Source organism: Escherichia sp. HH091_1A, from assembly GCF_030295175.1.
Taxonomy (GTDB): domain Bacteria; phylum Pseudomonadota; class Gammaproteobacteria; order Enterobacterales; family Enterobacteriaceae; genus Escherichia; species Escherichia coli_F.
The window spans coordinates 79,047-93,407 of record NZ_AP025748.1 but is presented as its reverse complement, the minus strand read 5'-3'; the positions used below and the strand labels follow the sequence as shown (position 1 = coordinate 93,407).

Sequence of the window (14,361 nt, the reverse complement as noted above, 5' to 3'; positions counted from 1 at the left end):
TGTATGGGGGAGATGATGATGAAAAATTCAGCTCATATTGCTCTGATAACGGTGATACAGCTCATTGCCTGTTATCTGGCTGATTGGGGGAGCGCTGAAACAGTTTTTATCCTGTGCTTTATTGTACTATGGCAGGGATTGTTTATATGGTTGTTTTCTCAAATACGAAAAAAACGGCATGTGTCGGATGAGTTTAAATTCAGCAAAGGCGTTTGGTATATACTGATGCCAGTATCTTCCTTATTTTCTCCGTTATTAAGCCTGATGGTTTTTATCATTGGTACACTATACGAATTAAGGCAAGTTAGTGATTGTATAAGCATAAAAGAATGGGGGGGGAATCAACTTAAAAACCAATATGATGGGGGTGAAAAGTTAGACTTCGGGTTCGTTGAATACACCCCAACTACCTACTATAACCCTTCAACCGGATATCCTATGCATGGAGGATTTGATTCAGCAGGAAATACTTTTGGGACTCGTTGGCAGGACTATGATGATAGGCGATAAGAAAACTGTAGCTTGTAATAAAGGTAATTTGATGAAAACAAAAAAATTGATGATGGTTGCACTGGTTAGTTCCACTCTGGTCCTTTCAGGGTGTGGTGCGATGAGCACAGCAATCAAGAAGCGTAATCTTGAAGTCAAAACTCAGATGAGTGAAACCATCTGGCTGGAGCCTTCCAGTGAACGCACCGTTTTCCTGCAAATCAAAAACACATCTGACAAGGATATGAGCGGATTGCAGGCAAAAATCAGTGATGCCGTTAAAGCCAAAGGCTACCAGGTTGTGACCTCACCTGACAAGGCATACTACTGGATCCAGGCCAATGTCCTGAAGGCAGACAAAATGGATTTGCGGGAGTCTCAGAGCTGGCTGAACAGCGGTTATGAAGGTGCCATTGCCGGTGCAGCATTGGGCACCGGCATCACAGGATATAACTCCAGCTCTGCCGGTGCGGCGCTGGGTGTAGGGATTGCCACAGGGTTGATTGGTATGGCTGCCGATGCAATGGTGGAGGATATCAACTACACCATGATCACGGATGTGCAAATTGCAGAGCGGACAACATCTGAAGTCAGAACTGATAATGTTGCAGCTCTCCGTCAGGGAACCTCCGGTGCAAAAGTGCAGACCAGCACATCAACCGGAAATCAGCATAAATACCAGACCCGTGTGGTATCCAATGCCAACAAGGTTAACCTGAAATTTGAAGAAGCGAAGCCTGTACTGGAAGACCAGCTGGCTAAATCCATCGCGAACATCCTGTAAATTACCCATCCGGCCCGGACAGATTGTACCGGGCCGATATTCCTGCCCCGGATGAATACATGAACCGTGCAGAATCTCGTCTCTCGCAGGTACTCTTTCTGCTGGGCTATGACAGTGAAAAGTATCCTGAGCATGTATGTCGGGAGTTATTAAAAGAACTTTACCGGTTTGCTGATGCAACCGGAGATTCTGAACTGGCCATAGCCTGCCAGAGATACCTGACAGTACTGGAACCGTTCTCTGCATATGAGATCGGCGTAAGCGCAACAGAATATCATCCTGTGAGTGAATATCCGACCGGACGTCGCAGAAGAAAATAGCTGATGCCTTGCGTTGCTCGTTGTCCAACCCCGGAAAGTAACAAAATAAATTTTGTCACTTCCCGGCGTTTCCGAAATAAATATGAGAACACTGAACGGTTGTGCAAATTCTTTGTGCGACCGTGAAGTGTTGCCGGCGAAGCCGGGATCTTCCGGAGAAATTCATAATGACATCAGACAATATCGCTGAATATGTTGGTGAGAATAATCAATTTACTGAGAAGCCTGTAACTGAATCCCCCCCGGTGATACAGGATAATACAGCGACCACTAAAGACTATCTGTACAGCAATAATTTTAGTGGTTATCGGAGGGCTTATTGTTATATTGTTTCTCATGATGCTTGTCATGTACTTTATTAATTCTCTCAGGTATAAGGAATTAACTGAAATACTGACAAAAATATCTTTTCCTGAGAAATCCGGGAGCAATCCGGTTAAACCGGAAGCGGTCAGTTGCAATTTGTTGTCCCTGTGTATGCTGGCCCCGGTATTCTGTACTCCCAAAAAGCTGGCTGAAGTCTCCAGGGAGATCATCGTATCCGGCGCACAGGAAATAGCCTGGACGCCCGGGAGTAGCCGTATTGATGGTGAGCTGGAAGAAAATATTACCTGGTCTCTGTCGTCACAGACTCATGCCGATAAATACGAGCTCATCAATAAAACGTCCCGTGTATCTCCTGACAGTGGCCACTTTTATGAACCGGGCACGGCTCTGGATTATCGTGAACGGGTACGCCTTTTTGTTCAGATCCAGTATTCACACGAGAGTGACTGGTCTGAAATATTGCGCCTGACTGATATCGTGCTGGAAAAAGTTTCTTCCGGCAGGCCAGCAGGCGGCTATCACCACCGGTATACAGGGTATACATGGTTTGTTCTGTGAATGCATTCCACACCGCTCTTTTCTGCTCTGTTCCTGACTTTCCCGGAGTTTCATCATGAGTTTTAACGCAAAGGATATGACCCAGGGCGGTCAGATTGCGTCCATGCGTATCCGCATGTTCAGCCAGATCGCCAATATCATGCTTTACTGCCTGTTTATTTTTTTCTGGATCCTCGTTGGTCTGGTTTTATGGGTAAAACTAAGCTGGCAGACGTTTGTGAACGGCTGTATTTACTGGTGGTGTACCACGCTGGAAGGCATGCGGGATTTAATCAGGTCCCAGCCGGTCTATGAGATCCAGTATTACGGCAAAACCTTCCGGATGAACGCGGCTCAGGTACTGCATGATAAATATATGATCTGGTGCGGTGAGCAGCTATGGTCCGCATTCGTTCTGGCCACTATTGTGGCCCTGGTTATCTGCCTGATCACCTTCTTTGTTGTCTCCTGGATTCTGGGGCGTCAGGGTAAACAACAGAGCGAAAATGAAGTCACAGGTGGTCGTCAGCTGACAGACAACCCGAAGGACGTTGCCCGGATGCTGAAAAAAGACGGCAAGGACTCCGATATCCGGATTGGCGACCTGCCGATTATCCGGGATTCCGAAATCCAGAACTTCTGTCTGCACGGCACGGTCGGGGCCGGTAAGTCGGAAGTTATCCGTCGTCTGGCCAACTACGCCCGTCAGCGTGGTGATATGGTGGTGATTTATGACCGATCAGGGGAATTTGTTAAAAGTTACTATGACCCGTCCATTGATAAGATCCTGAATCCGCTGGATGCCCGCTGTGCCGCCTGGGATTTGTGGAAGGAGTGCCTGACACAGCCGGATTTTGATAATACGGCAAATACCCTGATCCCGATGGGTACAAAAGAGGACCCGTTCTGGCAGGGTTCAGGACGTACCATTTTTGCGGAAGCGGCGTACCTGATGCGCAATGACCCCAACCGCAGCTACAGCAAACTGGTGGACACACTGCTTTCCATCAAAATTGAAAAACTGCGTACCTTCCTGCGTAATTCACCTGCGGCCAACCTGGTGGAAGAGAAAATCGAGAAAACGGCGATTTCCATCCGTGCAGTGCTGACCAACTACGTGAAAGCCATCCGTTACCTGCAGGGGATTGAGCATAACGGTGAGCCCTTCACCATCCGTGACTGGATGCGTGGTGTCCGGGAAGATCAGAAAAACGGCTGGCTGTTTATCTCGTCGAACGCCGACACCCATGCTTCCCTGAAACCGGTGATCTCCATGTGGCTGTCCATTGCCATTCGTGGGCTGCTGGCAATGGGAGAAAACCGTAACCGTCGTGTGTGGTTTTTCTGTGATGAGTTACCCACGTTACACAAACTGCCGGACCTGGTGGAGATCCTGCCGGAAGCCCGTAAGTTCGGTGGCTGTTATGTGTTTGGTATCCAGTCCTATGCCCAGCTGGAAGATATCTACGGTGAGAAAGCGGCAGCCACGCTGTTTGACGTCATGAACACCCGTGCCTTTTTCCGTTCTCCCAGCCATAAGATTGCAGAGTTCGCTGCCGGTGAAATTGGTGAGAAAGAGCACCTGAAAGCCAGCGAGCAGTATTCCTACGGTGCTGACCCTGTACGTGACGGGGTATCGACCGGTAAGGATATGGAGCGCCAGACGCTGGTCAGTTATTCCGACATTCAGTCTCTGCCGGATCTGACCTGCTATGTCACCCTGCCCGGACCGTATCCGGCAGTAAAACTCTCACTGAAATATCAGGCACGACCGAAGGTTGCTCCGGAGTTTATTCCGCGTGATCTCAATCCGGAAATGGAGAACCGCCTGAGTGCCGTGCTTGCCGCAAGGGAAGCAGAAGGTCGCCAGATGGCCAGCCTCTTCGAACCGGATGTGCCGGAGGTCGTTTCCGGAGAGAACGTGACTCAGGGTGAACAGCCACAACAGCCAGCGTCTTCTGTCATCAATGATAAGAAGTCAGATGCAGGTGTGAGTGTTCCGGCAGGGGGGATCGAGCAGGAGCTGAAAATGAAACCGGAAGAAGAGATGGAACAGCAACTGCCACCCGGGATCAGTGAATCCGGTGAAGTGGTGGATATGGCCGTTTATGAGGCATGGCAACGGGAGCAGAATCCGGATATCCAGCAGCAGATGCAGCGCTGTGAAGAGGTAAATATCAACGTGCACCGGGAGCGCGGGGAGGATGTTGAGCCGGGAGATGATTTCTGATGAACAGGTCAGCTCCAGTCTTCAATTCGCAGACCGTCCACACGTTCAAATTCCCGGGTGTTATTAGTCACAATAATCAGTCCCCGACTGCGGGCATGACCTGCGATCATTTGATCAAATGGCCCGACAGGGCATCCCTGACGGGCAAGTTCTGCTCTTATCTGGCCGGTGTGTGTGGCTGCGGCAGCGTCGTAATCCAGAACATCAATGCGGGAAACAAATCCCTCGATCACAGCGAGATTGCGTTCAGGCATCTGGCTTTTTTCTGCACCATATATCAGCTCCATCAGGGTGACAGAGCTGATACACATTCTCCCCTGGTTCAGGTTAAAACGTTCTCTGACACTGGCGGGCTTGTTCTTTATTGTGAAAATGCAGATGTTGGTATCGAGCATAAACTTCAGCATCAGAATGACTCCCTTTCCTGCATGCCGGGCTGTTCCCTGTTATCCATAAAATCAGCGCTGACGCTGTTTCCGTCGAACCATTCATCCCATGACTCTCCGGCTGGCGTAATGATACGGGTTCGTCCGACAGCAATCACTTCAACGCGTTTTACGTTTTCCGGCAATGCAACCGCTTTTGGCAGCCTGACCGCCTGGCTGCGGTTGCTGAGAAATACGGTGGTTTCCATCATTTACCTCCTTACATGGATATGTCTTGCGCATATCCATTGTGGGATTGTTGTCGGGATATGTCAAAGGGATATACGTTTATGATGAGTATCGCGCAGGTCAGATCGGCCGGAAGTGCCGGTAACTATTATACCGACAAGGATAATTACTATGTGCTGGGCAGCATGGGGGAACGCTGGGCCGGCAGGGGGGCAGAGCAACTGGGGCTGCAGGGCAGTGTCGATAAGGATGTCTTTACCCGTCTTCTGGAGGGGAAACTGCCGGACGGAGCGGATTTAAGCCGCATGCAGGATGGCAGTAACAGGCATCGTCCCGGTTACGACCTGACGTTCTCCGCCCCCAAAAGTGTCTCCATGATGGCCATGCCAGGTGGCGATAAGCGCCTGATTGATGCACATAATCAGGCCGTGGATTTTGCTGTCTGTCAGGTGGAGGCGCTGGCCTCCACACGGGTGATGACGGACGGACAGTCAGAAACGGTGCTGACCGGTAATCTGGTGATGGCACTGTTTAACCACGACACCAGTCGCGATCAGGAACCACAGTTACACACGCATGCGGTGGTGGCTAATGTCACGCAGCATAACGGCGAGTGGAAGACACTGAGCAGTGACAAAGTGGGGAAAACGGGGTTCATTGAGAATGTGTACGCTAATCAGATTGCCTTTGGCAGGCTCTACCGGGAAAAACTGAAAGAGCAGGTTGAGGCGCTGGGCTATGAAACTGAAGTGGTTGGTAAGCACGGTATGTGGGAAATGCCGGGCGTACCGGTGGAGGCCTTTTCCGGACGCTCGCAGGCTATCCGGGAGGCCGTCGGGGAAGACGCCTCGCTGAAATCCCGGGATGTGGCGGCACTGGATACGCGAAAATCCAAACAGCACGTCGATCCTGAAGTCAGAATGGCTGAATGGATGCAGACGCTGAAGGAAACCGGGTTCGACATCCGGGCATATCGTGACGCGGCGGATCAGCGTGCGGAGAGCCGCATGCAGACGCCCGGGCCAGCTTCACAGGACGGGCCGGATGTGCAGCAGGCGGTGACACAGGCCATTGCCGGATTAAGTGAGCGAAAAGTGCAGTTTACGTACACGGACGTGCTGGCCAGAACGGTCGGTATATTGCCGCCGGAAAATGGTGTGATTGAGCGGGCCCGTGCCGGTATCGATGAGGCCATCAGCCGTGAGCAGCTGATTCCCCTCGACCGTGAGAAGGGGCTGTTCACGTCCGGGATTCATGTGCTCGATGAGCTGTCCGTCCGGGCACTCAGTCGTGACATCATGAAACAGAACCGGGTGACTGTACATCCGGAGAAAAGTGTCCCCCGGACGACCGGTTACAGCGATGCTGTCAGCGTTCTGGCACAGGACCGTCCGTCGCTGGCCATTGTGTCCGGGCAGGGCGGTGCAGCCGGGCAGCGTGAGCGGGTGGCCGAGCTGGCAATGATGGCCCGGGAGCAGGGGCGGGAAGTGCAGATTATCGCCGCTGACCGTCGCTCGCAGATGAACCTGAAGCAGGATGAGCGGCTGTCCGGTGAGCTGATAACCGGGCGGCGTCAGCTGCTGGAGGGCATGGCCTTCACACCGGGAAGTACTGTTATCGTTGACCAGGGCGAAAAACTCTCCCTGAAAGAGACGTTAACCCTGCTGGACGGTGCCGCACGTCATAACGTACAGGTCCTGATAAGCGACAGCGGACAGCGAACCGGTACAGGCAGTGCGCTGATGGCCATGAAAGATGCCGGGGTGAACACATATCGCTGGCAGGGGGGAGAGCAGCGACCGGCAACCATCATCAGTGAACCGGACCGGAATGTCCGCTATGCCCGGCTGGCCGGGGACTTTGCGGCCAGCGTGAAAGCCGGAGAAGAGAGCGTGGCACAGGTCAGCGGAGTACGGGAACAGGCCATACTGACACAGGCCATTCGCAGTGAGCTGAAAACACAGGGCGTGCTCGGACACCCGGAGGTGACCATGACTGCACTGTCACCGGTCTGGCTGGACAGCCGGAGCCGTTATCTGCGGGATATGTATCGCCCGGGGATGGTGATGGAGCAGTGGAACCCGGAGACACGCAGTCATGACCGTTATGTGATAGACCGGGTGACGGCGCAGAGTCACAGTCTGACCCTGCGGGATGCGCAGGGCGAAACGCAGGTGGTGCGTATTTCCTCCCTGGACAGCAGCTGGTCGCTGTTCCGGCCGGAAAAAATACCGGTGGCAGAGGGCGAGCGTCTGAGGGTGACGGGAAAAATCCCCGGACTCCGCATCTCCGGCGGTGACCGCCTGCAGGTGGCATCCGTCAGCGAGGACGCGATGACGGTTGTTGTGCCGGGGCGGGCTGAACCGGCCTCCCTGCCTGTTGGCTACTCACCGTTCACGGCACTGAAGCTGGAGAGCGGCTGGGTGGAAACGCCCGGGCATTCCGTCAGTGACAGTGCGACGGTGTTTGCCTCCGTCACACAGATGGCAATGGACAACGCCACCCTGAACGGTCTGGCCCGCAGCGGTCGTGATGTCCGGCTGTATTCCTCACTGGATGAAACCCGTACTGCGGAAAAACTTGCCCGCCATCCGTCCTTTACGGTGGTTTCTGAGCAGATAAAGGCGCGTGCCGGTGAGACATTGCTGGAAACCGCTATCAGTCTGCAGAAAGCCGGGCTTCACACGCCGGCACAGCAGGCCATTCATCTGGCCCTTCCGGTGGTGGAAAGTAAAAACCTGGCCTTCAGCCAGGTGGACCTGCTGACAGAGGCGAAGTCGTTTGCTGCAGAAGGAACCCGTTTTACTGACCTGGGACGGGAAATCAATGCGCAGATAAAACGCGGTGATTTACTGTATGTGGATGTGGCAAAAGGCTATGGCACAGGACTGCTGGTTTCCCGTGCGTCGTATGAGGCAGAAAAGAGCATTCTTCGCCATATTCTCGAAGGTAAGGAGGCGGTCACGCCGCTGATGGAGAGAGTACCTGGCGAACTCATGGAGAAACTGACATCAGGACAGCGCGCCGCCACCCGCATGATACTGGAAACCATCGACCGTTTCACGGTGGTGCAGGGCTATGCCGGTGTGGGTAAGACCACACAGTTCCGGGCGGTGATGTCAGCCGTGAACATGCTGCCGGAGAGTGAGCGTCCCCGTGTTGTGGGGCTGGGGCCCACTCACCGTGCGGTCGGGGAGATGCGCAGCGCCGGCGTGGATGCGCAGACACTGGCGTCCTTTCTGCATGACACGCAGCTGCAGCAGCGCAGCGGAGAAACGCCGGATTTCAGCAACACGCTGTTCCTGCTCGATGAGAGCTCTATGGTGGGCAATACCGACATGGCACGGGCATACGCCCTGATTGCGGCCGGTGGTGGTCGTGCTGTGGCCAGCGGTGACACGGACCAGCTGCAGGCCATCGCGCCCGGTCAGCCTTTCCGTCTCCAGCAGACGCGCAGTGCTGCCGATGTGGCCATCATGAAGGAGATTGTGCGTCAGACGCCGGAACTGCGGGAGGCGGTATACAGCCTGATTAACCGGGATGTGGAAAGAGCATTGTCCGGGCTTGAGAGTGTGAAACCGTCTCAGGTGCCACGTCAGGAGGGCGCCTGGGCACCGGAACACTCCGTGACGGAGTTCAGTCACAGCCAGGAAGCGAAACTGGCAGAAGCGCAGCAGAAGGCGATGCTGAAAGGCGAGGCTTTTCCGGATGTCCCCATGACACTGTATGAAGCCATTGTCCGTGACTATACCGGCAGGACACCGGAAGCACGGGAGCAGACGCTGATTGTCACGCACCTGAATGAAGACCGGCGCGTGCTGAACAGCATGATTCATGATGCACGGGAAAAGGCCGGTGAGCTGGGAAAAGAGCAGGTCATGGTGCCTGTCCTGAATACAGCGAATATACGCGACGGGGAACTGCGTCGTCTCTCCACCTGGGAGAATAACCCGGATGCCCTTGTCCTGGTGGATAATGTGTATCACCGGATTGCCGGTATCAGCAGGGATGACGGGCTGATAATCCTGCAGGATGCGGAAGGTAACACGCGGCTGATTTCGCCCCGGGAGGCGGTGGCTGAAGGTGTCACACTGTACACCCCGGACAAAATCCGGGTGGGGACCGGTGACCGGATGCGCTTCACGAAGAGTGACCGGGAGCGCGGTTATGTGGCCAACAGCGTCTGGACGGTGATGGCGGTTTCCGGTGACAGTGTCACGCTGTCGGACGGACAGCAGACGCGGGTGATTCGCCCCGGTCAGGAGCGGGCAGAGCAACATATTGACCTGGCCTATGCCATCACCGCCCACGGTGCGCAGGGGGCGAGTGAAACCTTTGCCATTGCGCTTGAAGGTACGGAAGGTGGCCGGAAACAGATGGCCGGCTTTGAGTCAGCCTACGTGGCCCTGTCGCGTATGAAGCAGCATGTGCAGGTGTACACCGATAACTGTCAGGGCTGGACGGATGCCATTAACAATGCCGTACAGAAAGGAACTGCCCACGATGTGCTGGAGCCGAAACCGGACCGGGAGGTCATGAATGCAGAGCGGCTGTTCAGTACGGCGCGGGAGTTGCGGGACGTGGCAGCTGGCCGTGCCGTTCTCCGTCAGGCAGGGCTGACCGGGGGAGACAGTCCGGCACGGTTTATTGCTCCGGGGCGCAAATATCCGCAGCCGTATGTGGCCCTGCCGGCCTTTGACCGTAACGGCAGGTCAGCTGGTATCTGGCTGAACCCACTGACCACGGATGACGGAAACGGACTGCGGGGATTCAGTGGTGAAGGACGGGTGAAAGGCAGCGGGGATGCGCAGTTCGTGGCCCTGCAGGGCAGCCGTAACGGAGAAAGCCTGCTGGCTGATAATATGCAGGATGGTGTCCGGATTGCCCGTGATAATCCTGACAGTGGTGTGGTGGTAAGAATTGCCGGTGAAGGTCGCCCGTGGAATCCGGGTGCCATTACCGGCGGTCGCGTGTGGGGGGATATCCCGGGCAACAGCGTCCAGCCGGGGGGCGGAAACGGTGAACCGGTCACGGCAGAGGTACTGGCACAGCGGCAGGCTGAAGAGGCCATCCGTCGTGAAACGGAACGCCGTGCGGATGAGATTGTCAGAAAAATGGCAGAGGAAAAACCTGACCAGCCGGATGACAAAACAGAGCAGGCTGTCAGGGATATTGCCGGGCAGGAGCGTGACCGGGCTGTCACTTCTGAACGGGAAGCCGTACTGCCGGAGAGTGTGCTGCGTGAGCCTCAACGGGTGCAGGACGCTGTCCGGGAGGTTGCCCGGGAAAATCTGTTGCAGGAGCGACTGCAGCAGATGGAGCGGGATATGGTCCGTGACCTGCAGAAAGAGAAAACCCTGGGCGGAGACTGATACTGTCGGTCCGGGCGTTTGTGTTAACCCCCTGAGGAGATTGCTGATATGGAAACCTTCCCTGCCCCTGATGACATCCGGGGAAAAACAGCAGACATACTGAGCGCGTTATCCGTGGACAATATTCCTGAGCGTTATGGCTTTACGGCAGAGCTGGCATCGCTGAAAAACTGCATAAGCGAGGATGAATATTGCAACATGGAGTTTTACGAGACGGGGTGCGCCTTCCTGAAAGCTTTACTGAGAACCCGGCTGAGACTTAAAAAAACCGACCCCGCGCATCCGTTGCTGCCCGTGATATCTTCGTCGGTGGAAGAGCTCAGAACACAGCTTAAGGAAAATGAAGCTTACGTCCGCCTTTTAATCGGGATGGATGCGGTTTCCCGACGGGTTGGTGTGATGAATGTGTCTCTTCTCGGCCTTACCGCAGTGATGATACTGATTATCGGGGGAACTGTGCTGGCACATGTATGGTTTTAAAGCTTCGTAAGGCGTGATGATATGGAGAATATGAATAACACGGTCGGTGTTGTGACCATGAAACCCCGGGAGTGGCTGGAGCGCCTTCTTGTCTGGTCCCCCGGACAGCGGGATATCATCAAAACTGTGGCTCTGGTACTGATGGTGCTGGACCATGCAAACCGCATTCTGCATCTGGATCAGACGTGGATGTTTCTGGCCGGGCGGGGCGCGTTTCCGCTGTTTGCCCTGGTGTGGGGGCTGAATCTGTCCCGTCATGCGCATATCCGGCAGTCGGCCATTAACCGGCTGTGGGGATGGGCTGTGATTGCCCAGTTCGCGTATTACGTTGCCGGCTTTCCCTGGTATGAAGGGAATATCCTGTTTGCCTTTGCGGTTGCGGCACAGATGCTGACGTGGTGTGAAACGCGCAGTTGGTGGCGTTTGGTGGGGACCATATTGCTGCTGGCAGCGTGGCTGCCTTTGTCCGGCACCAGTTACGGCATTGCCGGGCTACTAATGCTGGCGGTCAGCCACAGGCTGTACAGGGAGAAAGACAGAACGGAACGTCTGGCGCTGGTTGCCTGCCTGCTGGCCGTGATTCCTGCGCTTAACCTCGCCACCAGTGATGCGGCGGCTGTAGCTGGCCTTGTGATGACGGTGCTGACCGTTGGTCTGGTGTCGTGTGCAGGGAAATCACTACCCCGTTTCTGGCCCGGGGATTTTTTCCCGATTTTCTATGCCTGTCATCTGGCTGTGCTGGGCGTTCTGGCACTGTGACGGGTGTGGTATCTTTGACTGTAACAGGATTATTCGTTAGAGGCAGAACACAGCATGACAGAGCAGAAGCGACCGGTACTGACACTGAAGCGGAAAACGGAAGGAGAGACGCCTGTCCGCAGCCGGAAAACCATCATCAATGTCACCACGCCACCAAAATGGAAGGTGAAAAAGCAGAAGCTGACCGAGAAAGCAGCCCGGGAAGCAGAGCAGGCGGCAAAAAAAGCGCAGGCCAGACAGGCGCTGTCCATTTATCTGAACCTGCCCACACTGGATGAGGCCGTGAACACCCTGAAGCCCTGGTGGCCGGGATTATTTGACGGTGACACCCCCCGGCTTCTGGCCTGCGGTATCCGTGACGTGTTACTGGAAGACGTGGTGCAGCGGAATATCCCGCTCTCGCATAAAAAACTGCGCAGGGCGCTGAAGGCCATTACCCGTTCAGAAAGCTATCTGTGTGCCATGAAAGCCGGTGCCTGCCGGTATGACACGGAAGGGTATGTGACGGAGCATATTTCTCAGGAGGAGGAAGCGTATGCGGCAGCGCGTCTGGATAAAATCCGCCGCCAGAACCGGATAAAGGCAGAACTTCAGGCCGTGCTTGATGAGAAATAAAAAAAAGCCTCCATCAGAGAGAGGAAGCAGGGAAATAAGGCTTAAAAGGAAATAACTTCCGTACCCGAAAGGAACCCAGTCCACTGAATTATTTACCACAATAATACTGACGACTGAAAGGGAGGGACAGAAAAATGAATGGATTCAGAAACAGTTCACGGAACGCTCAGGTCTGGCGCTGGCAGCGTGCCGGAGGCCGGGCTGTTATTCTGGAAGTCAGGGGGCTCTGGATGGAAGCCGCTGAAGCATGGCGACGGGCTGCCGGTGTTGCGCCCCGGACAGACTGGCAGCAGTTTGCCCGGAAAAGGGCTGAACACTGCCACCGGCGCTGCCGGGGAAGGGTGTAACGAAAAAGCAGCCTTCATTACTCCAGGAGTCAGAAGGCTGAATAATGCATGAGATTTACTTTTTTAATCTCCGGTCGGGTAGTATGACCGGACAATTCTGAGTAGCACAGAGTTTTTTCCGTATTAAGTCGTGAGTTTATATTTTGTGATTTATTTCACAAAATAAGGCGTTATTCAATGTGTGCTGCAATATTCAGGATGTCTGAAATAAAGGAGCCATTTATTTGATATGGAAAAATGCTGATCCGGTTCCACCCTGGATATGGAGACACCGTAAATAAAGCGATGGAAATCTTATCATTCATCTGTTCTCAGCGGGAATCAAAATGGCGAAAACAAAACAGGAATGGCTGTATCAGTTACGGCGATGTTCATCAGTCAATACGCTGGAAAAAATTATTCATAAAAACAGAGACAGCTTATCGGGCAGTGAACGTGAATCATTTAATTCAGCAGCAGACCACCGGTTAGCGGAATTAATCACCGGAAAGTTATATGACGGGATACCAAAAGAGATATGGAAATATGTAAGGTAATAATTCAGCATAGTTAATCACCAGGAGCAGATAAACAATGAAACTGATTATTTTTATTCTCATTGTTCTGATTATTGCAGCGTTACTTATCCGGATTATCCTCAAAAGTGTAAATCAGCATTCTCCTTTGCTGATGGAATTGCATGCGGCAGGTATACGGACCGGTGATGCAGAGCGAATACTGGCCAGCGGTGATAAAAGACAACTTTGATATTATTGGGATGTTGTCATATGGTAAAGAAAATTTTATTGCCATGAGTCATACGAAAAGCGAGTTAATTGGAGGGAAACGTCGGTACCGGATTAAAAATTGATGTAAATAAAAAGCATACTTATTGGCTGGAGTGACGCCTTCGTGCTTCTGTAGTAAAAAGCGGGAAATGCAGGTAATAGTCAGCAACGGGGAATGTGGTATTATCGCGGCGGGTGTCTGAGCCTTTCTGGTTCAGGCAAGACGCAGGTACCAGAGATGCGAAGACCCCACTCGTTAATCCATTAACTCGTGAGGTCTGCATGAAGTACGTAGCACTACTGATTGTAGCCTCTTCTTTGCAGAGAGGTCAAAGTTTATGACGAAATATGCCCTTATCGGGTTGCTCGCTGTGTGCGCTACGGTGTTGTGTTTTTCACTGATATTCAGGGAACGGTTATGTGAACTGAATATTCACAGAGGAAATACAGTGGTGCAGGTAACTTTGGCCTACGAAGCACGGAAGTAAGCTGCCGGGCGGGGACGGAAGTCCCCGCTTTCCGGAAGTGTGAGGTACTTCAGGGGCAGACACCCGACATGCCAGAAACAGCCGGTCCCGCCCGGGGCCGGCATCCAGGTTAAGGCATTTCCAGCTTTTCAGTCATTTCATTATCAAAATCACATTAAACGGTCGTAATCAGACATGATTTGTGCGCCAACACAGATCATCGTCACAACTTTCAAGTCGCTGATTTCAAAAA

General features: G+C 53.4%; 13 protein-coding genes and 2 pseudogenes. 13 read left to right on the top strand and 2 right to left on the bottom strand.

Annotation, left to right across the window (positions count from 1 at the left end):
• The first annotated feature begins 18 nt into the window (after positions 1-18).
• The 5 genes and pseudogenes from traS to traD all read left to right on the top strand — a co-directional run bounded on the left by traS (position 19) and on the right by traD (position 4,687).
• Complete coding sequence (gene traS / locus QUF14_RS27695; protein WP_072097126.1) at positions 19-510, top strand: conjugative transfer entry exclusion protein TraS; 492 nt, start codon at positions 19-21, stop codon at positions 508-510.
• Positions 511-541: 31 nt separating this feature from the next.
• Positions 542-1,273, top strand: coding sequence for a conjugal transfer complement resistance protein TraT (traT, locus tag QUF14_RS27690; RefSeq protein ID WP_040090739.1), 732 nt, complete (start codon positions 542-544; stop codon positions 1,271-1,273).
• A gap of 59 nt (positions 1,274-1,332) precedes the next feature.
• Complete coding sequence (locus QUF14_RS27685) at positions 1,333-1,593, top strand: hypothetical protein (RefSeq protein WP_040090733.1); 261 nt, start codon at positions 1,333-1,335, stop codon at positions 1,591-1,593.
• Between the two features lie 167 nt (positions 1,594-1,760).
• Positions 1,761-2,478, top strand: a pseudogene (locus QUF14_RS27680) (hypothetical protein).
• A 55-nt stretch (positions 2,479-2,533) separates the two neighbouring features.
• Positions 2,534-4,687 carry a type IV conjugative transfer system coupling protein TraD gene (gene traD, locus QUF14_RS27675; protein WP_047088736.1) on the top strand — a complete coding sequence of 718 codons (2,154 nt, stop codon included), beginning with the start codon at positions 2,534-2,536 and terminating at the stop codon, positions 4,685-4,687.
• Between the two features lie 8 nt (positions 4,688-4,695).
• On the opposite strand, the gene vapC is transcribed toward traD, so the two are convergent.
• On the bottom strand, positions 4,696-5,094 hold the full coding sequence (gene vapC / locus QUF14_RS27670) for a type II toxin-antitoxin system tRNA(fMet)-specific endonuclease VapC (protein ID WP_040090742.1): 399 nt from the start codon (positions 5,092-5,094) through the stop codon (positions 4,696-4,698).
• A complete protein-coding gene (vapB, locus tag QUF14_RS27665; protein WP_000450526.1) occupies positions 5,094-5,321 on the bottom strand; it encodes a toxin-antitoxin system antitoxin VapB in 228 nt (75 codons plus the stop codon). Before vapB ends, vapC begins: the two co-directional genes overlap by 1 nt.
• Positions 5,322-5,402: 81 nt before the next feature.
• Between vapB and traI the strand changes: the two genes are divergently transcribed.
• The 8 genes and pseudogenes from traI (at position 5,403) to QUF14_RS27625 (ending at position 14,129) form a co-directional block, all read left to right on the top strand.
• Positions 5,403-10,673: a conjugative transfer relaxase/helicase TraI gene (gene traI, locus QUF14_RS27660; RefSeq protein ID WP_100733938.1), complete on the top strand. Its 5,271-nt coding sequence runs from the start codon at positions 5,403-5,405 to the stop codon at positions 10,671-10,673.
• A gap of 48 nt (positions 10,674-10,721) precedes the next feature.
• The gene (locus QUF14_RS27655; RefSeq protein ID WP_040091353.1) at positions 10,722-11,153 is read left to right on the top strand and encodes a hypothetical protein; all 432 of its coding nucleotides are present in this window, start codon (positions 10,722-10,724) and stop codon (positions 11,151-11,153) included.
• 21 nt (positions 11,154-11,174) lie between these two features.
• The gene (traX, locus tag QUF14_RS27650; protein ID WP_047088734.1) at positions 11,175-11,912 is read left to right on the top strand and encodes a conjugal transfer pilus acetylase TraX; all 738 of its coding nucleotides are present in this window, start codon (positions 11,175-11,177) and stop codon (positions 11,910-11,912) included.
• Positions 11,913-11,966: 54 nt separating this feature from the next.
• Positions 11,967-12,527, top strand: a complete 561-nt coding sequence (locus QUF14_RS27645; protein WP_040091654.1) for a fertility inhibition protein FinO — start codon at positions 11,967-11,969, stop codon at positions 12,525-12,527.
• 134 nt (positions 12,528-12,661) lie between these two features.
• Positions 12,662-12,874 (top strand): hypothetical protein, encoded by a 213-nt coding sequence (locus QUF14_RS27640; RefSeq protein WP_001364091.1) that lies wholly within the window; start codon positions 12,662-12,664, stop codon positions 12,872-12,874.
• A 326-nt stretch (positions 12,875-13,200) separates the two neighbouring features.
• The gene (hha, locus tag QUF14_RS27635) at positions 13,201-13,410 is read left to right on the top strand and encodes a hemolysin expression modulator Hha (protein WP_001355319.1); all 210 of its coding nucleotides are present in this window, start codon (positions 13,201-13,203) and stop codon (positions 13,408-13,410) included.
• A gap of 37 nt (positions 13,411-13,447) precedes the next feature.
• A pseudogene (locus QUF14_RS27630) lies at positions 13,448-13,606 on the top strand (DUF2726 domain-containing protein); the annotation flags it as partial.
• Between the two features lie 373 nt (positions 13,607-13,979).
• A complete protein-coding gene (locus QUF14_RS27625; protein WP_001312851.1) occupies positions 13,980-14,129 on the top strand; it encodes a Hok/Gef family protein in 150 nt (49 codons plus the stop codon).
• The last annotated feature ends 232 nt before the right edge of the window (positions 14,130-14,361 follow it).